Below are 23,594 nucleotides of genomic sequence, written 5' to 3' on the forward strand. Positions count from 1 at the left end.
CATCGCGCACGCCGTTGCGCTAGGATCGCCCGATGTTGAGCGAATGCATCATGGCCTCGCCGGTGGGCGAGCTGACCCTCGTGGCGAGCGAGCAGGGCTTGCGCGCCGTCCTCTGGGCCGAGGAACGCGCGGGGCGCGTGCCCTTGCCCGAGCGGCGCGATGATCCGGCGCATGCCGTGTTGGCCGAGGCGGTGCGCCAGTTGACCGCGTATTTCGCCGGGGAGCGCCGTGTGTTCGACCTGCCGCTCGATCCCGTCGGCACCGATTTCCAGAAGAGCGTCTGGATCGGCCTGAACGCCATTCCTTATGGGGAGACGCGCAGCTACGCCGCGCTCGCCGCCGCGATCGGGCGGCCGGGCGCCTCGCGCGCGGTCGGGGCGGCGAACGGGCGCAACCCGCTGTCGATCGTCACGCCCTGCCACCGGGTGATCGGCGCTGACGGCACGCTGACCGGCTTTGCCGGCGGCTTGGCGGTGAAGCGGTGGCTGCTCGCGCACGAACGCGGCGAGCCGGCCCTGGCGCTGGCATGAGCTATCCGCCGGCCGCGTTTCGCGAGACGCGCGAGGACGTGCTGCTGGGGGCGGTGGCGGAGATCGGCTTCGCGTCGCTGGTCGTGGTGCGTGAAGGCATGCCCGAGGCGGTGTCGTTGCCGATGATCATGACGCGCGATGGCGAAGCGCTGATGCTGGAGGGGCATGTCGCGCTCGCCAATCCGCTCTGGCGGCTGGCCGAGGGCGGCACGGCGGCGTTGGCGCTCTTTCAGGGACCGCACGCCTATGTCCATCCCGGCTGGTATCCCGCCAAGCGCGCGCATGGGAAGGTCGTGCCGACCTGGAATTATGTCGTGGTGCAGGCGCATGGAACGCTGGCCGTCACGCGCGATCCCGACTGGCTGGTGGCGCATCTGGCGCGGCTGACCGATGCCCGGGAAGCGGACCGGCCGGAGCCGTGGTCGCTGGCCGATGCGCCGGAAGGTTATATCGCGGCCTTGCAGCGAGGGATCGCCGGCTTGACCCTGCGGGTCATGCGACTGGAGGGGGTGTGGAAGATTGCCCAGCATCATCCCGAGGCGAACCGACACGGCGTGATCTCCGGGCTGTCGGCGTCTGACACACCAGGAGACCGGGCGATGGCGGCGGTGATGGAACAGGCCGAGTGCGATCGGGCGAACCGGTAACCCTTCGTCCCTAGAAGGCTATAGCGGATCGACATTCAGCCTATTCCTCCCCTGCAAGGGGAGGTGGCAGGCCAAAGGCCTGACGGAGGGGAGTCCCCGTTGGCGAGATCAGCCTCCGCTCACAACCGGGGACACCCCTCCACCATGCTTCGCATGGTCCCCCTCCCCTTACAGGGGAGGAATGAAAGGGCGTCCTCGGCGCTTTTGGTGGGTCGCATGGGGGGCAACACCCTCACCCTTCCGGCGCTTCGCGCCTCCCTCCCTCTCCCATCGGGAGAGGGAAGGGGCCCGGCCGCGATAGTGGATGGGAAGGGTGAGGGCGGTCAGTGCTTCAGTCCTCCCAGACGATGGTAATCGGCGCGTCGATCCCCAGTACGGCATGGACTGGACAGGCCGCCGCTGCCGCTTCCAATCGCTTGCGTTGCGCCATATCGTATCGCCCCGGCACCCGGACCGTCACGCTCAGCGTCGTGATCCGGCGCGGTGCATTGCCCATCGTCTTGGTCACGGTCGCCGTTGCCCCGGCCAGTTCGAGCCCGGCGACGCGCCCCGCCATCGCCATGATGCTCAGGACGCAGCCGCCCAGTGACACCGACAGCAGGTCGCTGGGCGAGAAATTCTCGTCGCGCCCACCCAGCTCTTGCGAGGCATCCATGATCAGCACCGCGCCGTTGCCCGGATGCGTCACATGACAGCGCAGGCCGCCTTCATAATGAACGACGAAGTCGGCCACGTTACCCGCTGTTCCGAAGCGCAGTCGCGATGCCGTTGATCGACAACAGGATGCCCTCGCCGATGCGTGGATCGTCCTCGCCCGCACGGTGGCGCTTCATGAGTTCGATCTGCAGCAGGTTCAGCGGCTCGATATAGGGCAGGCGCAGGCGGATCGACGCCTCCAGCGCGGGGTTGTCGGACAGCAGCCGGCTCTGTCCGGTCACGCCCAGCAGGCCGTCGCGCGCGCGGTGCCAGCCGTCATGAATGCGCCCGAAGATCGCGCTGCGCAGCCCCTCATCCTCGACGAGGCCCGCATAGCGTCGCGCGATGCCGATGTCGGACTTGGCGAGCACCATTTCCATATTGGCCAGCGTCGCGGCGAAGAAGGGCCAGTTCTTGGCCATGTCGGCGAGCAGCGCCTTGTCCTCGAAATTCGCGATCGCGGTGCCGACGCCGTACCAGCCGGGCAGCATGACGCGTGCCTGGGCCCAACTGAACACCCAGGGGATGGCACGCAGATCCTCGATCGCGTCCGACTTCTTGCGGCTGGCCGGGCGGCTGCCGATCTTCAGGCCCGCAATCTCGGCGATCGGTGTCATCTGGCGGAAAAAGGTGCGGAACCCCTCGGTGCCATAGACCAGGTCGCGATAGGTGGTGAAGGCGGTCGCCGACAATTGCTCCATCGCGGCGGTGAAGCGCGCATTCTGGTCCGCCGACAGCCGCTCCGGCTCCAGGCTGGCGAGCAAGGTGGCCGAGGCCATCGCCTCGAGATTGGTCAGCGCGGAGTCGCGCGTGCCGTATTTGCCCGCGATCACCTCGCCCTGCTCGGTGATGCGGATGCGGCCCTGCACCGTGCCGTGCGGCTGCGCGCGGATCGCGGCAAAGGCGCTGCCGCCGCCGCGCCCCACGGCGCCACCGCGGCCGTGGAACAGCTGCATCCGGACGCCCGCGTCGTCAAAGACGGGGCGGAAGGCGCTCGACGCCTTGGACAACGACCAGGTGGAGGTCAGGTAACCGCCATCCTTGTTCGAATCCGAATAGCCGATCATCACTTCCTGATGTCCCCGCGCGCGCACGATCGCGGCGATTTCGGGCAGCGCGAAATAGGCGCGCATGATCTCGGGGCCGGCTTCCAGATCTTCGATCGTCTCGAACAGCGGCACCGCCATGATCGCGGCGGTGGCGGGCGCGCCGGGACGGTAGAGACCGAATTCCTTCAGCATCAGGTTGATCTCGAGCAGGTCGGACACCGACTTGCCCATCGAGACGATATAGTTGGTGATGCACTTCGGCCCATATTTGGCATGGGCATCGGCGGCGGCCTGGACGATCGCCAGTTCGGAACGGGTCTCGTCCGAATAATCGGCATAGCGGCTGACCAGCGGCCGGGCATTGGCGAGTTCGCGGCGGAGCAGCGCGACACGCGCCTCCTCGTCCAGCGCCAGATAGTCCGCCTCGACCCCGGCGACCTTCAGAAGCTCGGCGACGACGCGTTCGTGCACCGCCGAATTCTGGCGCAGGTCGAGCGTGGCGAGGTGGAAGCCGAACGTCTCGACCGCGCGGATCAGCCGCCCGAGCGCACCGCCGCTCGCCAGGGCGCCATCGCCGCGCGCCGCCAGCCCGCGCGCGATCGCGACCAGATTGGTGCGCAGCGCCTTGGGGTCGGAATAGGGTTCGCCGGTCAGCCGGCCGGGGCGGGGGGCGGGCTTGCCGGTCAGCGCCTCATGCGTCGCCGCCAGCCGCGCATAAATGCCCGACAGCGCGCGGCGATAGGGCTCGTCCGACCGGCTGACCGCGTCGTCTCCGCTCGCCTCGGCCAGCGCCAGCACGGCCTCATCGACCTCGGCATGGCCGGTCGAGATGGAGAGTTCGGCGCCCAGCGCGTGCACCGCCTCGCAATAATGGCCCAGCACCGCCTCGGCCGCCTGCGCCAGCGCGGTGGTCAGCGACGAGGCGGTGACGAAGGGATTGCCGTCGCGGTCGCCACCGATCCACGATCCGGGGCGCAGGAAGGCGGGTACGCGCGCGCCGAACGCCTTGTCCCACCGCTGATAGAGGGCGGGCATCACCGGCAGGAAGACGTCGCGCAGGTAGGACAGCGCCGTCTCGACCTCGTCGGTGACGTAGAGCCGCTCGCGGCGCAACACGCGCGTCTGCCACAGCAGCGCGATCTGTCGCCCGATCGCCGCCTCGACATCGTCGCCGTCCGGGGTCACGTCCCGGCCCGCGTCGCGCATCGCCAGCAGTTCGGCGATGCGGTTGCGGTGGTCGATCATGCTCTTGCGCCGCACCTCGGTGGGATGCGCGGTCAGCACGGGGACGACCAAAGCCTGCCCCAGCAGCGCCATCGCCTGGTCGCGGTCGATGCCCTGTTCGGCCAGCGTGGCCAGCACATCGGCGATATCGGCGGCGGGTTCGCGCGCGATGCCCTGACGATCCTCGGCCAGGTTGGCGAGCATCGAGAACAGCATGAAGCCGCGCACGAAATCCAGCGTCTCGTCGAGCGCGAGGCGTTCCAGCTGCAGGTCGACCGAACCGTCCTCACCCAGCCCGCGATAGCGATCGACCGAGGCGCGGCGAATGGCCTCGGTCGCCTCGAACAGCGCATCGCCGCCATAACGGCGGATCACATCGCCGAGCTGGGCGCCCAGAAAACGGATGTCGGCATTGTTGGCGATGGGGGGCAGGGTCGTCATGGGCGCCATTGCTGCAACGCAATAGCGCGCGCGTCAACCGATTGTGGACGGCAATTTTGGTATAATATTATTGTCCGACTTAACCAATAATTGCGCAAATCGGGAGGCCCCTCAGTTCGCATTCCCCGGCGGGGTCGCACCCGCCCCCGTCGCGACCGGATTAGTCGGTGTGGCGGGGCGTTCGGTGCGCGAGGCTTCGCGTTCCTCCGAGGTGACGGTGCCGTCGCGGTTCAGGTCCATGCGGTCGAAGCGCGCGAGCATGCCCTCGAAGAACTCGCTTTCGGTGATCTCGCCGTCCTTGTTGCGGTCGAGTTCCCACAGGCGCGAGTTGGTGGTGGGCATCTCGTCGGCGGTGATGATGTCGTTGCCGTCGCGGTCGAGTTCGCGGAAGCGGCGGGCCATCATGCTGCCGAAATCAATGCGGCTGGTGACGGAGGGCGGCACGAAACCGGCCTTGGCGGCGGCCCGGTCGGCCTCCGCATGGCTTTCTTCCTTCTTGCCGCACGCGGTGGTGGTGGCCATCAACGCTGTCAGCCCCAGGCCTATCGCCCAACCACGCATTCCCGACTCCTTGGCTCGTTACGCTTCCAGTTCAACGTCCCAATAGAGCCAGTCGTGCCATGTTTCATGCAGATAATTGGGCGGGAAGCTGCGGCCATGTTCCTGTAAATGCCAGTTTGTCGGGCGGATCGGCTCGACATGCAGCGGCATCGCGGCCTGGCGGGGCGTGCGCCCGCCCTTCTTCAGGTTGCACGGCGAACAGGCGGTGACGACATTCTCCCAGGTGGTCCGGCCGCCTTGCGCGCGGGGGATGACATGGTCGAAGGTCAGGTCGCGGTGCGATCCGCAATATTGGCAGGAGAAGCGGTCGCGCAGGAACAGGTTGAAGCGGGTGAAGGCGGGGAATTGCGACGGCTTCACGAATTGCTTCAGCGCGATGACCGAGGGCAGCTTGACCTTGGCGGTCGGGCTGCGCACCTCGCGCTCGTAATGGGCGACGATATCCACCCGGTCGAGGAACACGGCCTTCACCGCGGTCTGCCAGGGCCAGACCGACAGCGGATAATAGGACAGCGGCGTATAGTCCGCATTCAGCACGAGCGCCGGACAACTGTCCGGGTGTCGGATCAAATCGGGATGAAACACAGCTCCTCCCATCGATGTACGCCGACGCTCTTCGCGCAGGCGCGTGACATGGCTATGACACTATGGCGTATGACAGCATGGGATTGGAATCGCGGTCAAGGGTGCGCGCGATGAGCGGAGCGCCGGCCGTCGTCACCCGTTTCGCGCCCAGCCCGACCGGGCGGCTGCATCTGGGCCATGCGCTGTCGGCGGTGCGCGCGCATGATCTGGCGCGGGGCACCGGCGGGCGCTTCCTGCTGCGCATCGAGGATATCGACGGCACGCGCAGCCGGCCCGAGCATGTCGAGACCATCCTGCGCGATCTGGGATGGCTGGGGCTGGCATGGGACGAGCTGTCCTTCCAGTCGGAGCGGCTGGACCTGTATACGGCGGCGCAGGGGAGGCTGGCCGATCTGCTCTATCCCTGTTTCTGCACCCGTGCCGAGATCGCCGCCAGCCTGTCCGCACCGCATGGCCCCGCGCCGGTCTATCCGGGGACGTGCCGCCATCTGTCGCCGGCGGACCGGCGGGCGCGGATGGGGCAGCCGCATAGCTGGCGGATCGACATGGCGCGCGCGGTCGAACGCGCCGGGCCGCTGACCTGGCATGACGAATATGCGGGGGAGGTCATCGCCGATCCGCTGAGCCACGGCGACGTGATCCTGGCGCGCAAGGATGCGCCGGCCAGCTATCATCTGGCGGTGACGGTCGACGATGCCGCGCAAGGGGTGAGCGACGTCGTGCGCGGGGTCGATCTGTTCGACGCCACCCATGTCCACCGACTGCTCCAGGCGCTGCTCGGCCTGCCGACGCCGCGCTATCACCACCATCCGCTGATCGTCGGTGCGGACGGGCAGCGGCTGGCCAAGCGCCATGGCGCCCCCGCGCTGGCGGCGATGCGCGAGGGCGGCGCGGACGGTCCTGCGCTCGGCGATGCGCTGCGCCGCAATATGCTTCCCGCTGGATTTCGGCTGGGGGAGGCGTAAGCTCGAGGCATGACCACTTTTCTCGTGATCCTGCTGATCGCGGCGATGCTCGCCACCCTGGTCGCGCTGGTGCGCGGCATCGTCAGCTTCCTGCAAGAGGCCTCGGCCGAGGCGCGCGGCGAGGGGCCGACCGCGTCGCAGCTAAAATCCAACCGGATGATGCAGCAGCGAATCTTCTTCCAGGCGCTGGCGATCACCGTCGTCGTCCTGCTGCTGTTCATCGCGGGGCGCACCTGATCCGATGGTCAAGCTGACGAAGATCTACACCCGCACCGGCGATGCGGGGACGACCGGGCTGGTCGACGGCACGCGCCGGTCCAAGGCCGATGCGCGGCTGGTCGCGATCGGCGAGGTGGACGAGGCGAACAGCGCGATCGGCGTGGCGTTGCTCAGCCTTGACGGTCCGCTGGCCGACGATCTGACGCGTATCCAGAACGACCTGTTCGACCTGGGTGCCGATCTCGCCACGCCCGGCGACGTCGAAGGCGCGCTGCGCATCCTGCCCGAGCAGGTCGCGCGGCTGGAGGACCAGATCGACGTGATGAACGCGCAGCTGTCGCCGCTGACCAGCTTCATCCTGCCCGGCGGCACGCCGGCGGCGGCGCATCTGCATCTGGCGCGGGCGATTGCGCGGCGGGCCGAGCGGGCGGGCGTCTTGCTTGGAAACCATGAGCCGATCAATCCGTCCGCGCTCGCCTATCTCAACCGATTGTCCGACTGGCTGTTCGTCGCGGCGCGCGCGGTGAACCAAAACGGCGCATCGGACGTTCTTTGGGTTCCAGGAGGGGTGCGCGCGACACGGTAACGGGCCGGTCGAGGCTCCCCGTTAGTCCGGGGAGCACCAGAATGCCGACTCTTGTCCCGTCCCCCGCGACGGCCCCGACGCCTGCCGATCCGCTGGTTTCCCGCTATCGTGGCGTCCGCGCGCTGACCCTGGCGCTGGCCGCGCCGCTGTCCGATGCCGATGCCACCGTCCAGTCGATGCCCGACGCATCGCCCGCCAAATGGCACATGGCGCACACCACCTGGTTCTTCGAAACCTTCGTGCTACGCGATCATGTGCTGGGCTATCACCTGCACGATCCCCGTTTCCCCTTCCTGTTCAACAGCTATTACGAAGCGGAAGGGAAACGCCACGCGCGCCACCGCCGGGGCATGATCACCCGCCCGACCCTGGACGAGGTGCGGGCGTACCGCGCGCATGTCGACGCCGCGCTGGTGGCGGCGCTGCCCGATCTGCCCGAGGCGGCCCGCGAACTGGTGGCGCTGGGCTGTCATCATGAGGAGCAGCATCAGGAACTGTTCGTCACCGACATCCTGCACCTGTTCTCGGAAAATCCGCTTGAGCCGGCGCTTCATGCGGCCCAGCCCAAGACGCCGGTAGCGATGCCCGGTCCGGTCGGCTGGATCGAAGGGGCCAGCGGGATCGTGCAGATCGGCCATGACGGACAGGGCTTCGCCTTCGACTGCGAAGGGCCGCGCCACGACACATTGCTCCACCGGCACGCCATCGCCGACCGCACCGTCACCAATGCCGAGTGGATGAACTTCATCGAGGATGGCGGCTATCGCGATCCTCGGCTCTGGCTGTCGGACGGCTGGGCCTGGGTGAAGGGCGAGGGGATCGCCGCGCCGCTCTATTGGGAGGAGCGCGACGGCGGCTGGACCCGCTTCGGGCTGGATGGCCGCCGGCCGGTCGATCCGGCCGCCCCCGTTACCCATGTCAGCTTCTACGAGGCGGACGCCTATGCCAGCTGGGCCGGCGCGCGCCTGCCGACCGAGGCGGAGTGGGAGGCGGCCGCCGCCGCGCATGATCCGGCCGGCGGAAACCAGATGGACGATGCCGGCACGGTCGAGCCGCGTCCGTCGCCCGACAGCCCCGCCTTCTTCGGCGATGTCTGGGAATGGACCGGCAGCGCCTATCGCCCCTATCCCGGCTTCCACCCCGTCGAGGGCGCGGTCGGCGAATATAATGGCAAGTTCATGAACGGCCAGTTCGTGCTGCGCGGCGGCAGCTGCGCCACGCCGCGGGGGCATGCCCGTGCCTGTTACCGCAACTTCTTCTACCCCCATCAGCGCTGGCAGTTCACCGGCGTCCGTCTGGCAAAGGACCTGTAATCATGCTGAAGCCCGAGATCGAGGACGGTCAGATGTCGCTTGCCGACCCCGCCTTCCGCGCCGATGTCCTCGCCGGGCTGGAGCGCCGCCCGCGCGCCATCCCCGCGCGCTGGTTCTACGACCGCAAGGGCTCCGAACTGTTCGAGGCGATCACCGACCTGCCCGAATATTATCCGACCCGCACCGAGACGACGATCCTGAAGACCATGTGCCCCGAACTGGTCGCGCATGTCGGCCGGGGCCGTGCGGTCGTCGAATTCGGCTCGGGCTCCTCGACCAAGACGCCGGTGCTGCTGCGCTGCGTCGAACCCTCGGCCTATGTGCCGATCGACATTTCGGGCGACTTCCTGCGCGAATCCTCGCGCAACCTGCAACAGGCCTTTCCCGATCTGCCCATCCATCCGCTGGAGGGGGATTTCATGCATCCGCTGGCGTTGCCGGCGATGGTCGCGGACATGCCCAAGCTGGGCTTCTTCCCCGGCTCGACCATCGGCAACATGACGCCCGCCATGGCGACCGACCTGCTGCGCGCGATGCGCGGCTCGCTGGGCGAGGGGGCGATGCTGCTGATCGGGATGGACCGCGCCAAGCCGGCCGACATCCTGGTGCCCGCCTATGATGACGCGCAAGGGGTGACGGCGGCGTTCAACCGCAACCTGCTCGACCGGATCAACCGCGAACTCGACGGCACCATCCCGGTCGAGGCGTTCCGCCACCGCGCGGTGTGGAACGATGACCGCTCGCGGATCGAAATGCACCTCTCGGCGGAGCGCGACGTCGACTTCACCATCGAGGGCCGCCCCTTCGCCATGGCGGCGGGCGAGACCATCCATACCGAGAACAGCCACAAATACGGGCCGCGCGACGCCAAGATCCTGCTGCGCGCGGGCGGCTGGACCCCGGTCGCGCACTGGAGCGATCCGGACGATCTGTTCAGCGTCTATCTCGCCGAAGCGCAATCGGCTCGTCTGGCGCCATAAACGCTTGGGCGCATAAATAGTCAGGCAAAACCGGTTGGTCGAAAAAGTTGCGTCTTTTTCATCCAACCGGCGTTGTTCTTCTTGGCCCGTTGGAATGTAGGTCGTCAATGAAGTCTGTCCGCCGGGTCCCAGTACAAGTTCTTTTGATGGTAACGTGCCAACGAATAGAGTTTGTGTTGGTTTCCTAGTGGGAGGAGCATGATGACGGAAAGCGCACAATTGCTCGACGCATTCGAGGCACGGGCCGAGCGCCGGGATCACAGGCGTGACTTTTTCAAGATGGCGATCGGTGCGGCGGCGGCGGGTGCCACCGCTTTCACGCTGACCAGCAAGGCCGGCGCCCAGTCGACCATCACCGACACCGATATTCTGAACTTCGCGCTTAACCTCGAATATCTCGAGGCGCAGTTTTATGCCTATGCCGCCAATGGCGTCGGCCTGCCCGCCAACCAGCTGACCGGTACGGGGACGCAGGGTGCGGTCACGGGTGGTGCGCAGGTGGCGTTCAACGGCGATACCCTCGTCCAGGCCTATGCGCGTGAGATCGCGGCGGACGAAGCGGCACACGTCGCCTTCCTGCGCACCGCGCTCGGCAGCGCGGCGGTGGCGCAACCGGCGATCAACATCTCGGGCGATGCCAATGGCCCGTTCACGGCGGCGGCCCGTTTGGCCGGTGTCGTCGGTCCGACCGAGACGTTCAATCCTTATGAAACGCCCAGCGGCTTCCTGCTCGCAGCCTATATCTTCGAGGATGTCGGCGTGACGGCGTACAAGGGTGCCTCGCCGCTGATCACCAACAAGACCTTCCTGCAGGCGGCAGCCGGCATTCTGGCGGTCGAGGCCTATCACGCCGCCATCATCCGTACGACGCTCTATGCGCGCGGCTACAACCCGGCGAATCCGGTGGAATTGCTGCCGCTCGCCGCCGGTCGGATTTCCGCCTTGCGCGACAGCGTCGACGGGTCGAGCAGTCTTGATCAGGGCATCGCCCAAACGACGGTCAACGGCCAGCTCGTCTCCAACATCGTACCGACCGACACGAACGGTATCGTGTTCAGCCGCTCGCCGCAGCAGGTGTTGAACATCGTCTATCTGAACAAGGCGGCCGCCACCCTGGGCGGGTTCTTCCCCGCCGGCGTCAACGGTAACCTGCGCGCGAGCGTGGCGAACTGATCCCTTTTTTCCTCGACTGGAGAGGATCGTAATCATGAGCGAAGAACGCTTCATTCTCGACGTGATCGAAGAGGCATCGGCCAAGCGCCGGGCCGACCGCCGCCGTTTCATGCGCATGGCCGCCGGGGCCGGCGCCGTGGGCGGGCTGGCGATGCTGGGTGCGTGCAACAACGACGATGACGACGTCATCGTCATCCCGACGCCGACCCCCACCCCGACCTCGACCGCCTCGGTCACCGATGCCGATGTGCTGAACTTCGCGCTTCAGCTCGAATATCTCGAAGCGCAATTCTACAGCTATGCCGCGTTTGGCACCGGTCTGTCTTCCTCGCTGCTGGGCGGCGCGGGCACGCAAGGATCGGTCGCGATCAACACCAGCGCCACCGATGGTGCCGGCCAGCCGCGCCAGGTCCGGTTCCAGGACCCGATCGTCGCACAATATGCGCGCGAGATCGCCTATGACGAGATCGCGCACGTCACCTTCCTGCGCAACGCGCTGGGTAGTGCTGCGGTGGCACAGCCGGCGATCAACCTGTCGGGCGATGCCAATGGCGCTTTCACGGCGGCGGCACGCGCGGCGGGCGTGGTCGGCAGCAGCGCGACCTTCGACCCCTATGCCTCGGACGAAGCCTTTCTGCTGGGCGCCTTCCTGTTCGAGGATGTCGGCGTCACGGCCTATATGGGCGGCGTCACCCTGCTGACCAACAAGACCTTTATCGAGGCGGCGGCGGGCATCCACGCGGCGGAGGCCTATCATGCCGGTCTCGTACGCACGACGATCTATCGCAAGGGCCTGAGCACCACCGGGTCCACGCTGATCGAGAATGCTGGCAAGATCTCGGACGCTCGTGACAGCCTGGACGGTTCGAGCGATCTGGACCAGGGCATCGTCGCGACGGTGAACGGGCAGCAGGTGGCGAACCTCGTCCCCGCCGACTCCAACGCGATCGCCTTTGTCCGCACGCCGGGCCAGGTGCTCAACATCGTCTATCTGAACAAGGCCTCGGTCACCAGCGGCGGCTTCTTCCCCGGCGGCCTCAACGGCACGGTCCGCTCCAGCGCCGCCAGCGGCTGACGAACCGCGTTACCCCCAAGGCCTTGTCAAAAAGGCCGTTTCACTACGGGTCCTGACCCCGACCGGCCTCTTTCCCTTTCGCCGGTCGGGGTATTTTTATGCCCGTTCGTCGCGGGATGCGGGCATTCGGGCCGGCGCGCGACGAAACCCCTTCTTTGGTTCGCGATTTGCGCTTATGCAGGGGGCATCCCCGGGGGAGCGCTGGCCTGCGCTTGAGAGGGGGGCAAGAGCCCCCGACCCGCTGAACCTGATCCGGTTGACACCGGCGTAGGGAGGGAGCGGCCCCGTCTCTCATGGTCCGTTTCCTCCGCATGGAGTGGACGACTATGGCAGATATTCCCGCAAAGGCCGAGATCGGCGTGACCACCGGCCCCATTCGTGGCTCGAAGAAGATTCACGTCGGCCCGCTGAACGTCGCGATGCGTGAAATCCATCTCGACCCGTCCTCAGGCGAGCCGCCCTTGCGCGTGTACGACACCAGCGGCGCGTACACCGATCCGAATGCACGCATCGACATCATGGGCGGCCTGCCGCAAATCCGCCGCAGCTGGATCGAGGCGCGCGGCGATGTCGAGGCCTATGACGGCCGCGAGATCCGCCCCGAGGATAACGGCCAGCTCGGCCCCGACCGTTCGGGCGGCGTGCCGCAATTCCCGCGCACCGGGCTGAACCGTCCGCTGCGAGCCAAGCCCGGCATGAACGTCAGCCAGATGCACTATGCGAAGGCCGGCATCATCACGCCCGAGATGGAATATGTCGCGACCCGCGAAAATCTGGGCCGCGAAATGCTGAAGGAGTATGTCCGCGACGGCGAGAGCTTCGGCGCGGCCATCCCCGATTACGTCACGCCCGAATTCGTCCGCGACGAGGTGGCGCGCGGCCGGGCGATCATCCCCAACAACATCAACCACCCCGAATCCGAGCCGATGGCGATCGGCCGCAACTTCCTGGTCAAGATCAACGCCAATATCGGCAATTCGGCGGTCGCCAGCAACGTGGCATCCGAGGTCGACAAGCTGGTCTGGTCGATCCGCTGGGGCGCGGACACGGTGATGGACCTGTCGACCGGGCGCAATATCCACGACACGCGCGAATGGATCATCCGCAACTCGCCGGTGCCGATCGGCACGGTCCCCATCTATCAGGCGCTGGAAAAGGTCGGCGGCATCGCCGAGGAGCTGACCTGGGAGATCTTCCGCGACACGCTGATCGAACAGGCCGAGCAGGGCGTCGACTATTTCACCATCCATGCGGGCGTGCGCCTGCCGTACATCCCGCTGACCGCGAAGCGCGTCACCGGCATCGTGTCGCGCGGCGGCTCGATCATGGCGAAATGGTGCCTGGCGCATCACAAGGAGTCGTTCCTCTACGAACGCTTCGACGAGATCACCGAGATCATGAAGGCCTATGACATCGCCTATTCGCTGGGCGATGGCCTGCGCCCCGGCGCGATCGCCGACGCCAATGACGAGGCGCAGTTCGCCGAGCTCTATACGCTGGGCGGGCTGACCAAGCGCGCCTGGGCGCAGGACGTGCAGGTCATGATCGAAGGCCCCGGCCATGTGCCGATGCACAAGATCAAGCAGAATATGGACAAGCAGCTGGAGGCGTGCGGCGAGGCGCCCTTCTACACGCTCGGGCCGCTGACGACCGACATCGCGCCGGGGTACGACCATATCACCAGCGGCATCGGTGCGGCGATGATCGGCTGGTATGGCACGGCGATGCTCTGCTACGTCACACCCAAGGAGCATCTGGGTCTGCCCGACCGCGACGACGTGAAGGTCGGCGTGGTGACCTACAAGCTCGCCGCCCACGCCGCCGACCTCGCCAAGGGGCACCCGGCCGCCAAGATGCGCGACGACGCGCTGTCACGCGCCCGCTTCGAGTTCCGCTGGCGCGACCAATTCAACCTGTCGCTCGACCCCGACACGGCGGAATCCTACCACGACCAGACGCTCCCGGCGGAGGGCGCCAAGACCGCGCATTTCTGTTCGATGTGCGGCCCGAAATTCTGCTCGATGAAGATCACGCAGGAGGTTCGGGAATTTGCTGCGTCTCGCGCAGCAAATAGCGACCTGCTGGGGGCAGGTCGCGATCCCGAACCTCGGGAATTCGCCGCCAAGCAGAACGCGCCGGTCGAAACCTTCGTCGCGGCCGAGGACGCCGAGGCGGGGATGCAGCAAATGAGTGAGAAATTCCGCGAGAAGGGCGGGGAGGTTTACCTGCCGGCGGAGTGACTAGTGAAGTTGATTTGCGGGTAGATAAGCCTCGCCTGTTTCATCAGCATGTCGCCAGAGCTTCCGAAGAAGCTCTGGCAGTTTTTCACCACCCGTGAGCACGCGCATTAGATGCGCGCCGTCCAAGCATATGAATTCAAGGGCACCTTTGCCATTTAGACCCTGTAGAGCTTCAGGAGAATATCCGTTTACCGATATGTAGACGCCTCGCGTATCTGCGGTCTTTCCATCGATCTTGTAGATGAACTGGCTGAACTCAGCTCCGGCAATCGCTGACTTAACCCACTTTGCCTCAACCAGGTAAGTTCGCGACCCTAGAGAAAATGATCCGTCGATCTGTTCACCCGTGAGTCTGAACGACCGGCGGGATTCGAGCCCCTCAGAATCGAATAGATCGCTTAGGAAGGTCTCAAGCAAATAGCCGCGCTGTTGAGCGTTTGTCTCCATCATTAAATTTACGAATTCATCCCGGAGCTGATCGCGTTTCTGCTGGGATAAGAGATGGGCTTCGGTCTTTCTGCGCTCCTCCGCCTCTGCGATATCGGCCCGCCGAGCTTTTTCCTCCTCTTGGGCACGACGTTTCTGCTCTACATCGTCTTTTTGACGGCTTATCAGGTCTGAGATAGCTGCGACGGCGGGATCATTTGCGTCAGGAAATCTACCTTTGGTTAGACCCGTAATGATGTTGGCCAAAATTACGTCGCCATCGCTTCCCAGGGCATTGACCTTTTTCAGCACTTGCTTGACAACGTACCGTTTCGGTGCACGGCTATATTCTCGGCCGGATGATAAGAATATTTCTTCTGCCTGCTGACGTGCGTGTTCAAGCATTGGGGGTGATATGCCTGATCTCAACAGGAATTCGTCTAGCGCATCGTGATAACTGAAGACTCCGCTTAGCGATTCCTCGACAAGTCCCAAAACGGCAGCGTCAAATGGCATTCACTCAGCCCCCTTTCGTTTGAAGATGGGAGCTGTGGTCTAAAACTCAATAATGATACCGGCACTGCGCCACTTGCAGCACCTGCTCGTCGCCGCTGCCTGCGACCCGGTATACCAGCCGATGCTCATGGCTGATCCGGCGCGACCACCAGCCTGACAGGTTGCCGCCCAGCGGTTCGGGCTTGCCGGTCCCCTTGAACGGGTGACGGCGACATTCTTCGATCAGGGCATTGAGCTTCCCGAACAGTTTCGCGTCATGCGCATGGAGGTCGAGATACTCGGCCCAAGATCGTGACGAGAACTGGACCTTCACGGCTGGATAAGATCGTGCGTTTCGCCGCCGCCTGCTTCCAGCTCGGCAATGCTTTCCAGCAGCCGCTGGGCGTTCTTGGGTGAGCGCAACAGATACAGCGTCTCTTCGATCGACGCCCATTCGCTGGCCGAGATTAGCACAGCGCCTTCGCCCCGCTGGCGGGTGATCGCCACGGGTGCGCGGTCGGCGACGACCTTGTCGATCATCGCCTTCAGATTCTCGCGCGCTTCGGAATAGGAGACAGCCTGCATATGTGTAAAATTGTACAATAACCTGTCCAATGTCAAGGTTCACCGCTTCCGCACGAACTCCGCACGCAGCACCAGTCCCTTGATCCCGTCGAACTTGCAGTCGATCTCCTGCGCGTCGCCGGTCAGGCGGATCGACTTGATCAGGGTGCCGCGCTTCAGCGTCTGGCCCGCGCCCTTGACGGTCAGGTCCTTGATCAGCGTCACCTGATCCCCGTCGCTCAGGACGTTGCCGACCGAGTCGCGCACCACGACCGCATCATCGTCGCTGGTGGCCCCGCCCTTCGCGGCGGCGTCGGCGGCGCTGATCCATTCGCCGGTCGTTTCGTCATAGACATAATCTTCGTCGGCCATCGCGCTTGCCCCTTGTCTGATCGGTGGATGGGCGGCCCTATGCGCGCTTGCGCAAAATGATGCCAGTATGATTACAGATCATCCCCGCTCGGCATCAGGCAGTGGCGGCAGCGCCCAGTCGATCGGCGGCTGGCCATGCTCGACCAGAAAGGCGTTGGCGCGCGAAAAGGGCTTCGATCCGAAAAAGCCGCCCCGCGCCGACAAGGGCGAGGGGTGGACCGAGGTCAGGACGCAGTGCCGCCCCGCGCCCATCTCGCGCACGAAGCCCGCCTTTTTCTGGGCATAGGCGCCCCACAGGATGAAGACGACCGGCTCGGGCTTGGCGGCGACGGCGCGGATCACGGCGTCGGTGAACCGCTCCCACCCGCGCCCCTGATGCGAGGCGGCCTGGCCCATCCGCACGGTCAGCACCGAGTTGAGCAGGAGCACCCCCTGCCGCGCCCAATGATCGAGCAGGCCGTGGCCGGGCGGCGTGATGCCGAGGTCGGTCGCCATTTCCTTGTAGATATTGACCAGGCTGGGCGGCGGACGGACGCCGGGCTGGACCGAGAAGGCCAGGCCATGCGCCTGCCCCTCGCCATGATAGGGGTCCTGCCCCAGGATGACGACGCGCACCTGATCGAGCGGCGTCAGGTCCAGCGCGCGGAACCACTCGGCCGGGCGCGGGAAGATGCGCTCGCCGGCGGCCCGCTCCTCGGCCAGGAAGGTCTTCAGCGCCTTCATATAAGGCTCGTCGAACTCGGTCCGCAGCGCGGCCAGCCAGCTTTCGTGCAGACGAATATCGCTCATGCCGCGTGTCATGCCGCTGGCGTCATCGCGGCGCAACCGCCACGGGGGATAATCGTTGAGCAGGCGATACGGTCGTCATTCCCGCCGGCCGCGTGACCTGTCAGGAGCATGTTCATGAAGCGTACGATCATCGCCTCCACCATTCTGGCCGCCGCGCTGCCGCTGGCCGCCTGTGGCGGATCGAACGACACCCCGGCCAACAACGCGACGGCGGCGGCGACGACCAACGCCAGCGGGATGAGCGCGGGCGAACTGGGTACGAAGGTCCGCGACCTGCCCGAGGGGCAGCGGCGCGGCGTGCTGTTCCGTGCGATCCGCGATTCGGGCACCAGCGGCGCGAGCTGCCAGTCGGTGACCAGCATGACCGAGATCGCGCCGACCAACGGCTATCCGACCTGGACCGCCATTTGCGACAATGTCGCGCAGTGGACGATCGTGCTGACCGCCGATGGCGGCGCGACGGTCACCGGACCCGCGCCGGTCAAGAAGAACGGCTAAAGGCCGTGGCGGGTGGATCGCCCGGTCGGTCCACCCGCCCGTCCCAAGCCCGGTCGACACGCCCCTCGTTCCTCCCCTGTAAGGGGAGGTGGCAGGCCGCAAGGCCTGACGGAGGGGTGTAACCGTTGGCGAGACCGGCCTTAACGCGCGACCGGGGACACCCCTCCACCATCCTTCGGATGGTCCCCCTCCCCTTGCAGGGGAGGAATAGAAGGACCGTCGATCGACCCTAGCGCGCCGCGTGACCCAACAGGCGCAGCGTCTCGGGGTCGGGCTCTCCGTCGAAGAAGCGGTTCAGCCCGGCCTGGAACGGGGCAGGGTCCTCCGCCACCGTCGCGAACAGGGTCAGCGAGGATCGCAGCTTGATCGCGTCGATGCCGCCGAAGATCGCCTCGGCCGATCCGGGCGCGGCGCAGGCGGCCTGTACCACCTCGACCAGGCGGGGTCCGAGTAGCGGATGCGCCAGATAGGCGCGGGCCTCTTGCGCATCGGCGATCGCATAAGCCTGCGCCATCGCGCTGTGGCCCAGCCCGGCGATCTGGGGAAAGATGTACCACATCCAGTGGCTGCGCTTCCGCCCGGCTTGCAATTCGTGCAGCGCCGTGGCGAAATCATGGGTCTGGGCTTCGACGAAACGCGTCAGCGCGCTGGGGGAGGGGCTGGCCATGGCGTGGCAACCGTCCACCCGGGCAGCGCGTTCCTTGGCAAACGGATGCGTCGAGCCGACGTGATCGTCAGGAGAGTGTGATGCGCGGTGTCGTGAGTCTTGTCCCTTTGGCCCTGCTGGCGCTGGCCGCGTGTGGCGGCAGGGGCGGCGATGCGGATTCGGAGGTCGCACCGGGCAACTTCACCCCGCCCGGCACCGCGCGCCCGACCCCGATCGCCGGAGTGGCGCAGGAGACCCCGCTCAAGGCCTATATCGGCCATTATCCCGGCGACGCGGTCGACGGCGTCAGCTTCTTCGACCGGACCGAGGTGGCGAACGCGCTGCACGACGCGGTGGGCGACCAGAAGCTGGTGCAGCGGATCATGTCGCGCGGCGCGGTGACGGTGCCGATCTTCGCGATGGGGGCGACCGGCCTCGCCGCGCATGGCTGCACCCCGCATGACTGCGCCGACAACAACTGGACGATGCAGATGGATATGAAGACCGGCAAGGCACAGGTCTGCTATCACGACCGGGAGACGATGGGCGAGCGCAGCCAATGGTATATGGGCGGCGCCCCCGTCACGCGTCCCGGCGAATGCCCGCAGGAATGAGAGAGGCGGGCCGGCCCCGACAGGCCGGCCCGGATCGTCAGAAGGTATAGGCGACGCCCAGCGCGCTCAGCCACTGGCCGCGCGATCCCGCCTGCGACACGATCGGGCTGTCGCCGAAATCGTTGAGCATCCGGCCATAGGCGACGCTGCCGACCAGCTTCCAACCCTGAAGCAGGTTGCCGGTCAACGAATAGGTGCCGATCGCGCCGGCGGTCCAGTTCTTCCAGCCCGACCGCGCGTTATAGACCGGCAGGCCGCTCGCGATGCTCTGGCCCTGGTTGATCGAGTAATAGCGTCGGGCATAGCCGCTGCCGGCATGTTCGGCGGTCGCGAACAGCCCGACCGCCGCCTTGGTCGACAGCGGGGTGAAATAGTTGACGCTCGGCTGCCAGATGCCGCTGTCGTGCACGCCGGTGACGTCGTGGCGATAGCTGAGCGCGACCGACAGGCGATCATAGGGGCTGGTGATCACCCCGACCTTGCCGATGCCGACATAGCCGCCCAGCTCGACCGCCGCGCCGATCTTGCCCAGCGCGCGGACACGGACGTCGTCGATGCGCGAGGGCGCGGTGCGGTCCAGATTGACGACACCCACGGGGCCGGCCTGGAAATCCCAGCCGGGATTGGTGCGGTCACCGATCAGGTCGATCGACAGGCGGTTGCCGATCAGCGTGATGGTATGGCCGTTGATATAGGCCAGGGCGGCGGGGGCGGGCGTGAACTGATAGTCGTTCGACCCCTGATAATCGGGGAGATACGCGCCGCCCAGGCCGATGGTGATGGTGTTCTTGCCCATCTGCGCGCCGACGGCGGCGGCGTCCGAGACATCGGCCGCCGGGACATCCTGCGCATGCGCCGGGACCGAGAGGGAGAGCGCCGCCGAGGCGATCAGCGGGGCGACCCCGCATAAATTGGGGCGCGAAAAAAGGCGCAAGACGGAAAACTCCCTGAATGGCTTATCCGAAATGCAACGCCACGGTGGCGATTTCGCTCCGGCGATTGTGTCAGAATATGTACCGCATCCGAATCTGTTGTGTTTCGGCAACAGAATCGAGCGTGAATCGCGCCGCCGTGAATCGCGGCGGGCCGAAGCGGATCACCGGGTTGCGCGAAAACCCGAACCCCTCGCGCGGGATACCTGCCAGCGTGTCGAGCTTGGCGTTGTTGTTCTCGTCATGGATGACGGCGGCGGCATATTGGCCATAGGGCAGCCCGTCGAGATGGATGGCCCGCTGCCCCGCCGGCACCGAGCGGGTCAGCGCGCGCGCGTCATCGACACAGGCCGGGAAATTGTCCGGATCGGCGGTCAGGCACAGGCGAACCATGCCCTTGGCCGAGCGCAGCTGATCAATCCCGATGTCCAGCCGGCTGACCGGCGCCGCGCCGATGAGCGGCAACGCGGCCAGCGCCAGCAGCATCGATGCGCCGCGCCGCCTGCGCATGGGCGCGCGCGAAATCTCCCAGTCCCCGGTCCGTCCCGCACAGTCGATCCCAGAAACGGAAGTAAAGGCCATAATTGCACCCATATTGCTCGTGATGCCGTTGATGGTGGCTTGCGGTGATGAGCCACCCCCCCAGGCGCCCCTGCCACATGAAGCGCGGGAAAATCTCCCAGCCCATGTGATTGGTAACGCCCATAACCGTCATGATCGTCAGCACCAAGCTGAGTGCGCCGACATGGATCGGAATTGCGAAGACCAGTAGCGGAATGGCCACAGCGCCGGTCACCGCCTCGATCGGGTGGAACGCTATCGCCGCCCAGGCGGTGGGCGGGCGGCTGGCATGATGGACGGCATGCGCGCGCTTGAAGATGGCGGGTCGGTGCATCCAGCGATGCGTCCAGTAGAACCATGTGTCGTGCGCGATGAGATAGAGCAGCACCGAGACGGGCAGATACCAGAGCGGATAGTCGTGCACGTCGGCGTAGATCCGCGTCCATCCCCGATTCTGCCAACCCCAGGCGACGATGCCGGCGGGCACGCCGTAGATCGCGGCCGAGGCGAGGCTCCACCAGATTTCACGCCGAATCTGCGGGTCCAGCCCGGCATAGAGGTTCGGATGCCGGGCCTTCGTCGCCAGCGCGAACGCGCCCGACGCGAGCAGATAGCGGACACCGACGATCAGCGTCATGGCGATGGCGGACAGGATCAGGGCAAGTGTCACGGCGGCGGTATACCCTATCGGGGGCGGGGCTTGAACCGCGAACGTCCGGCGCGGGGCCTTTTATTCGCGCGGAGGCGCGGAGGCGCAGAGAGGTGGACCCGCGCGTCGGCGCCGAGTGTCCATTCGGCGTTGGCCTATGCCGCACCGTGGATGAGGAGATGGCCTGTTGGCTGGGCGCTCCCCCTCCGCGCCTCCACGTCTCCGCGCGAACTTTACCCCCACCGCCGTTCAGGCTGAGCGAAGTCGAAGCCCACGCCCCTCCCTGTCGGCAAGCGCATCCCATGCACTTCGACTTCGCTCAGTGCGAACGGAGGTCCAAGGCCTTCTATTCCTCGCTTGTAAGGGGAGGGGGGCCAGCGAAGCTGGTGGAGGGGTGTCACCCCTCTCGATAGCGGGACACCCCTCCGTCAGGCCGAGGGTGTCTACCCCCGGTGGAAAATCAAAATCGCCCGCTCATGATACGCCCCCTCGACCGGCGAGCCATACCCCAGCTTCTCGGCCAGCCGGATCGACGCGTCATTGTCCGGATCGATGATGCAGCAGGTCCGCCCGATTCCTTGCGCTTCGGCCCAGCCGAGCACCGCGCGCATCGCCTCGCCCGCATAGCCACGCCCGTGCGCCGCCGGGACCAGGGTCCATCCGACCTCCGGCACGGTCAGTTCCGGCACGATCGCCCGGCGCGATTCGAGCAGGCCTATATCGCCCAGCACCTCGCCGGTCGTGCGGTCGCACACCACCCAGGCGCCATAGCCGAACAGCGTCCAGCATCCGACCGATCGCAGCAGCCGAATCCACACCTCCTCACGCGGTCGGGGCTTGCCGCCGATCATCCCGTACACCGCCGGATCGGCCCACATCGCGGCCAGCGCGTCGAGATCGTCGGGGTGATGGCCGCGCAAGGTCAGCCGCGCAGTGGTCAGGGTTGGGGGCAGGGTCGGGGCGCTCATGGCCCGAGAGCTTATCCCGCCTCGCGGATCACCGCCAGAAACGCTTCGCCATACGCATCCAGCTTGCGCGCGCCGATGCCGGACAGCAGCGACAGCGCCGCACGGCTGCTCGGCCGTTGTGCCGCCATGTCGCGCAGCACCGAGTCGTGGAAGATGACGTAAGGCGGCACGCCTGCCTCCTGCGCCAGCTCGCGACGCTTGGCGCGCAACGCCTCGAACAGCGGATTGTCCGCCGGGTTGGCGGCGACGGGCGCGGCGCGGCGGCCCTTCTTCTCGCGCTTGGGCGGCAGGACCAACGACAGCCGCGCCTCGCCCTTGATCAGCGCACGCGCGGCGGGGCCGAACTCCAGCCCGCCATGCGGATTGGTGCGGAGCGCATCGCGCAGGAGCAGCGCGCGGTGGACGGGCTTGAGCAGCGCCACCTCATCGCCCGAGACGATGTTCCAGACCGACAAAGCCTCATGCCCGTTCATCAGGCTGCGCTCGCTCGACTGTCCGGTCAGCACCTGTTCGATATAGCCCGCGCCGAACATCTGGCCGGTGCGGAAGACGGCGGACAGGAATTTCTGCGCGGTGGTCGTGGCGTCGACCGCATCGGGCGAGCCGAGGCAATTGTCGCAATTGCCGCAGTCCTCCGCCAACTCCTCGCCGAAATGGCGTAGCAGGATGCGGCGGCGGCATCCGCCCGTCTCGACCAGCGCGCCCAGCGCCGACAGCCGCGCCCGCTCGCCCGCCTGTCGTTCGGGTTCGACCTCGGCCATGCGCTGGCGCGCGCGGGCGAAGTCGTCGGCACCCCAGAAGAGATGCGCGACCGACGGATCGCCGTCGCGCCCGGCGCGGCCGGTTTCCTGATAATAGGCCTCGATCGATTTCGGCAGGCCGGCATGGGCGACGAAGCGCACGTCGGGCTTGTCGATGCCCATGCCGAAGGCGACGGTGGCGCAGATCACCATGTCTTCGGATGCGACGAAATCGGCCTGGTTCTTGGCGCGCACGGCGGGGTCCAGCCCGGCATGATAGGCGCGCACCGGGCGGCCGGTTCGGGCAAGGGCTTCGGCCAGTTTCTCGGTCGCGGCGCGGGTCTGGGCATAGACGATGCCGGGGCCGGGCGTGTCGGCAACGACGCGCGATATCTGCAGGTTCACATTCGCCTTGGGGCTGATTGCATAACGGATATTGGGCCGGTCGAAGCCCGAGACGATCATGCCTTCGGTGGGAATCCCCAGCTGCTTGGCGATGTCGGCGCGGGTATGCGCGTCGGCGGTCGCGGTCAGCGCGAGCCGGGGCACCTCCGGAAAGGCATCCATCAGCGGCTCTAGCAGCCGATAGTCGGGGCGGAAGTCATGCCCCCATTCGCTGACGCAGTGCGCCTCGTCGATCGCGAACAGGCTGAGCGGAGCCGACGCCAGCAACTCGCGGAAATGCGACGACGACGCACGCTCGGGCGCGACATAGAGCAGGTCGAGCTGGCCGTCGCGGAAGCGTGCGACCGTCTCGGCGCGGTTCTGGTCGACGCTGGTCAGCGTGGCGGCGCGGATGCCGACCGCCTCGGCCGCGCGCAGCTGGTCGTGCATCAGCGCGATCAGCGGGCTGACCACGACGCAGCACCCGTCCATCATCACGGCGGGCAGCTGGTAACAGAGCGACTTGCCCGCACCGGTGGGCATCACCGCCAACGTCCGCTGCCGGTTCAGGACACGGGTAACGACCTGGTCCTGGACACCCCGGAACTGGCTGTACCCGAAGACTTCATGGAGCTTGGCAAGGGGGTCGGCGACCATCCGCGCTCATGTAGC

27 protein-coding genes and 1 riboswitch are annotated in these 23,594 nt (G+C 66.4%); of the genes, 12 read left to right on the forward strand and 15 right to left on the reverse strand.

All coding sequences use genetic code 11. The annotated features are described in order from the left end of the window. Positions 1 to 32 precede the first annotated feature (32 nt). Entirely contained in the window at positions 33 to 530 is a 498-nt protein-coding gene (locus ACQHGV_RS00390) for a methylated-DNA--[protein]-cysteine S-methyltransferase (protein WP_440979007.1), read from the forward strand. Beyond that, the gene (locus tag ACQHGV_RS00395; RefSeq protein WP_440979008.1) at positions 527 to 1,177 is read left to right on the forward strand and encodes an FMN-binding negative transcriptional regulator; all 651 of its coding nucleotides are present in this window, start codon (positions 527 to 529) and stop codon (positions 1,175 to 1,177) included. The genes ACQHGV_RS00390 and ACQHGV_RS00395 overlap by 4 nt, the downstream gene beginning before the upstream one ends. 331 nt (positions 1,178 to 1,508) lie before the next feature. Here the strand turns inward: ACQHGV_RS00395 and ACQHGV_RS00400 are convergent, their stop codons facing one another. The 4 genes from ACQHGV_RS00400 to ACQHGV_RS00415 form a co-directional block, all read right to left on the reverse strand. After that, entirely contained in the window at positions 1,509 to 1,910 is a 402-nt protein-coding gene (locus ACQHGV_RS00400) for an OsmC family protein (protein WP_440979009.1), read from the reverse strand. A 1-nt stretch (position 1,911) separates the two neighbouring features. Next, on the reverse strand, positions 1,912 to 4,587 hold the full coding sequence (gene ppc / locus ACQHGV_RS00405; RefSeq protein WP_440979010.1) for a phosphoenolpyruvate carboxylase: 2,676 nt from the start codon (positions 4,585 to 4,587) through the stop codon (positions 1,912 to 1,914). Positions 4,588 to 4,698: 111 nt separating this feature from the next. After that, positions 4,699 to 5,109 carry a hypothetical protein gene (locus ACQHGV_RS00410; RefSeq protein ID WP_440979011.1) on the reverse strand — a complete coding sequence of 137 codons (411 nt, stop codon included), beginning with the start codon at positions 5,107 to 5,109 and terminating at the stop codon, positions 4,699 to 4,701. A gap of 57 nt (positions 5,110 to 5,166) precedes the next feature. Then, positions 5,167 to 5,733: an HNH endonuclease gene (locus ACQHGV_RS00415; RefSeq protein ID WP_183952556.1), complete on the reverse strand. Its 567-nt coding sequence runs from the start codon at positions 5,731 to 5,733 to the stop codon at positions 5,167 to 5,169. A 110-nt stretch (positions 5,734 to 5,843) separates the two neighbouring features. Between ACQHGV_RS00415 and gluQRS the strand changes: the two genes are divergently transcribed. From gluQRS to thiC, 8 genes are all read left to right on the forward strand, one after another. After that, the gene (gluQRS, locus tag ACQHGV_RS00420) at positions 5,844 to 6,698 is read left to right on the forward strand and encodes a tRNA glutamyl-Q(34) synthetase GluQRS (RefSeq protein WP_440979012.1); all 855 of its coding nucleotides are present in this window, start codon (positions 5,844 to 5,846) and stop codon (positions 6,696 to 6,698) included. Between the two features lie 9 nt (positions 6,699 to 6,707). Then, on the forward strand, positions 6,708 to 6,935 hold the full coding sequence (locus ACQHGV_RS00425) for a twin transmembrane helix small protein (protein WP_440979013.1): 228 nt from the start codon (positions 6,708 to 6,710) through the stop codon (positions 6,933 to 6,935). A gap of 4 nt (positions 6,936 to 6,939) precedes the next feature. Then, positions 6,940 to 7,503, forward strand: a complete 564-nt coding sequence (locus ACQHGV_RS00430) for a cob(I)yrinic acid a,c-diamide adenosyltransferase (protein WP_440979014.1) — start codon at positions 6,940 to 6,942, stop codon at positions 7,501 to 7,503. Between the two features lie 41 nt (positions 7,504 to 7,544). Next, on the forward strand, positions 7,545 to 8,816 hold the full coding sequence (gene egtB / locus ACQHGV_RS00435; protein ID WP_440979015.1) for an ergothioneine biosynthesis protein EgtB: 1,272 nt from the start codon (positions 7,545 to 7,547) through the stop codon (positions 8,814 to 8,816). 2 nt (positions 8,817 to 8,818) lie between these two features. Then, positions 8,819 to 9,796, forward strand: coding sequence for an L-histidine N(alpha)-methyltransferase (gene egtD / locus ACQHGV_RS00440; protein WP_440979016.1), 978 nt, complete (start codon positions 8,819 to 8,821; stop codon positions 9,794 to 9,796). A gap of 201 nt (positions 9,797 to 9,997) precedes the next feature. After that, a complete protein-coding gene (locus ACQHGV_RS00445; protein ID WP_409789512.1) occupies positions 9,998 to 10,969 on the forward strand; it encodes a ferritin-like domain-containing protein in 972 nt (323 codons plus the stop codon). A gap of 34 nt (positions 10,970 to 11,003) precedes the next feature. Further along, entirely contained in the window at positions 11,004 to 12,044 is a 1,041-nt protein-coding gene (locus ACQHGV_RS00450; protein WP_409789443.1) for a ferritin-like domain-containing protein, read from the forward strand. 187 nt (positions 12,045 to 12,231) lie between these two features. Further along, a riboswitch (TPP riboswitch) is annotated at positions 12,232 to 12,322 on the forward strand. Between the two features lie 48 nt (positions 12,323 to 12,370). Continuing rightward, positions 12,371 to 14,284, forward strand: a complete 1,914-nt coding sequence (gene thiC / locus ACQHGV_RS00455; protein WP_440979017.1) for a phosphomethylpyrimidine synthase ThiC — start codon at positions 12,371 to 12,373, stop codon at positions 14,282 to 14,284. On the opposite strand, the gene ACQHGV_RS00460 is transcribed toward thiC, so the two are convergent. The 5 genes from ACQHGV_RS00460 to ung all read right to left on the reverse strand — a co-directional run bounded on the left by ACQHGV_RS00460 (position 14,285) and on the right by ung (position 16,930). Then, positions 14,285 to 15,226: a restriction endonuclease gene (locus ACQHGV_RS00460; protein ID WP_440979018.1), complete on the reverse strand. Its 942-nt coding sequence runs from the start codon at positions 15,224 to 15,226 to the stop codon at positions 14,285 to 14,287. 46 nt (positions 15,227 to 15,272) lie between these two features. Next, entirely contained in the window at positions 15,273 to 15,539 is a 267-nt protein-coding gene (locus tag ACQHGV_RS00465; protein ID WP_440979019.1) for a Txe/YoeB family addiction module toxin, read from the reverse strand. Beyond that, positions 15,536 to 15,790, reverse strand: a complete 255-nt coding sequence (locus tag ACQHGV_RS00470) for a type II toxin-antitoxin system Phd/YefM family antitoxin (protein ID WP_058733588.1) — start codon at positions 15,788 to 15,790, stop codon at positions 15,536 to 15,538. The genes ACQHGV_RS00465 and ACQHGV_RS00470 overlap by 4 nt, the downstream gene beginning before the upstream one ends. Positions 15,791 to 15,829: 39 nt before the next feature. Further along, positions 15,830 to 16,141: an alkylphosphonate utilization protein gene (locus tag ACQHGV_RS00475; protein WP_440979020.1), complete on the reverse strand. Its 312-nt coding sequence runs from the start codon at positions 16,139 to 16,141 to the stop codon at positions 15,830 to 15,832. 78 nt (positions 16,142 to 16,219) lie between these two features. Then, positions 16,220 to 16,930 (reverse strand): uracil-DNA glycosylase, encoded by a 711-nt coding sequence (ung, locus tag ACQHGV_RS00480; protein ID WP_440979021.1) that lies wholly within the window; start codon positions 16,928 to 16,930, stop codon positions 16,220 to 16,222. 114 nt (positions 16,931 to 17,044) lie between these two features. Here ung and ACQHGV_RS00485 point away from each other — a divergent pair, with 114 nt between their 5' ends. Then, complete coding sequence (locus tag ACQHGV_RS00485) at positions 17,045 to 17,428, forward strand: hypothetical protein (RefSeq protein WP_440979022.1); 384 nt, start codon at positions 17,045 to 17,047, stop codon at positions 17,426 to 17,428. Positions 17,429 to 17,657: 229 nt separating this feature from the next. On the opposite strand, the gene ACQHGV_RS00490 is transcribed toward ACQHGV_RS00485, so the two are convergent. Beyond that, the gene (locus tag ACQHGV_RS00490; RefSeq protein WP_440979023.1) at positions 17,658 to 18,095 is read right to left on the reverse strand and encodes a DUF1810 domain-containing protein; all 438 of its coding nucleotides are present in this window, start codon (positions 18,093 to 18,095) and stop codon (positions 17,658 to 17,660) included. An 80-nt stretch (positions 18,096 to 18,175) separates the two neighbouring features. Here ACQHGV_RS00490 and ACQHGV_RS00495 point away from each other — a divergent pair, with 80 nt between their 5' ends. Next, positions 18,176 to 18,688 carry a hypothetical protein gene (locus tag ACQHGV_RS00495; protein WP_440979024.1) on the forward strand — a complete coding sequence of 171 codons (513 nt, stop codon included), beginning with the start codon at positions 18,176 to 18,178 and terminating at the stop codon, positions 18,686 to 18,688. Positions 18,689 to 18,725: 37 nt separating this feature from the next. Here the strand turns inward: ACQHGV_RS00495 and ACQHGV_RS00500 are convergent, their stop codons facing one another. From ACQHGV_RS00500 to recQ, 5 genes are all read right to left on the reverse strand, one after another. After that, positions 18,726 to 19,622, reverse strand: coding sequence for a MipA/OmpV family protein (locus tag ACQHGV_RS00500; RefSeq protein WP_440979025.1), 897 nt, complete (start codon positions 19,620 to 19,622; stop codon positions 18,726 to 18,728). A gap of 70 nt (positions 19,623 to 19,692) precedes the next feature. Next, entirely contained in the window at positions 19,693 to 20,106 is a 414-nt protein-coding gene (locus ACQHGV_RS00505; RefSeq protein ID WP_440979026.1) for a DUF2141 domain-containing protein, read from the reverse strand. Continuing rightward, positions 20,036 to 20,818, reverse strand: coding sequence for a sterol desaturase family protein (locus ACQHGV_RS00510; protein ID WP_440980098.1), 783 nt, complete (start codon positions 20,816 to 20,818; stop codon positions 20,036 to 20,038). Before ACQHGV_RS00510 ends, ACQHGV_RS00505 begins: the two co-directional genes overlap by 71 nt. Positions 20,819 to 21,273: 455 nt before the next feature. Then, positions 21,274 to 21,798, reverse strand: a complete 525-nt coding sequence (locus tag ACQHGV_RS00515) for a GNAT family N-acetyltransferase (RefSeq protein WP_440979027.1) — start codon at positions 21,796 to 21,798, stop codon at positions 21,274 to 21,276. Between the two features lie 11 nt (positions 21,799 to 21,809). Next, a complete protein-coding gene (gene recQ, locus ACQHGV_RS00520) occupies positions 21,810 to 23,579 on the reverse strand; it encodes a DNA helicase RecQ (RefSeq protein WP_440979028.1) in 1,770 nt (589 codons plus the stop codon). Positions 23,580 to 23,594 lie beyond the last annotated feature (15 nt).

Source organism: Sphingomonas pseudosanguinis (genome assembly GCF_052056765.1).
Lineage (GTDB): Bacteria > Pseudomonadota > Alphaproteobacteria > Sphingomonadales > Sphingomonadaceae > Sphingomonas > Sphingomonas pseudosanguinis.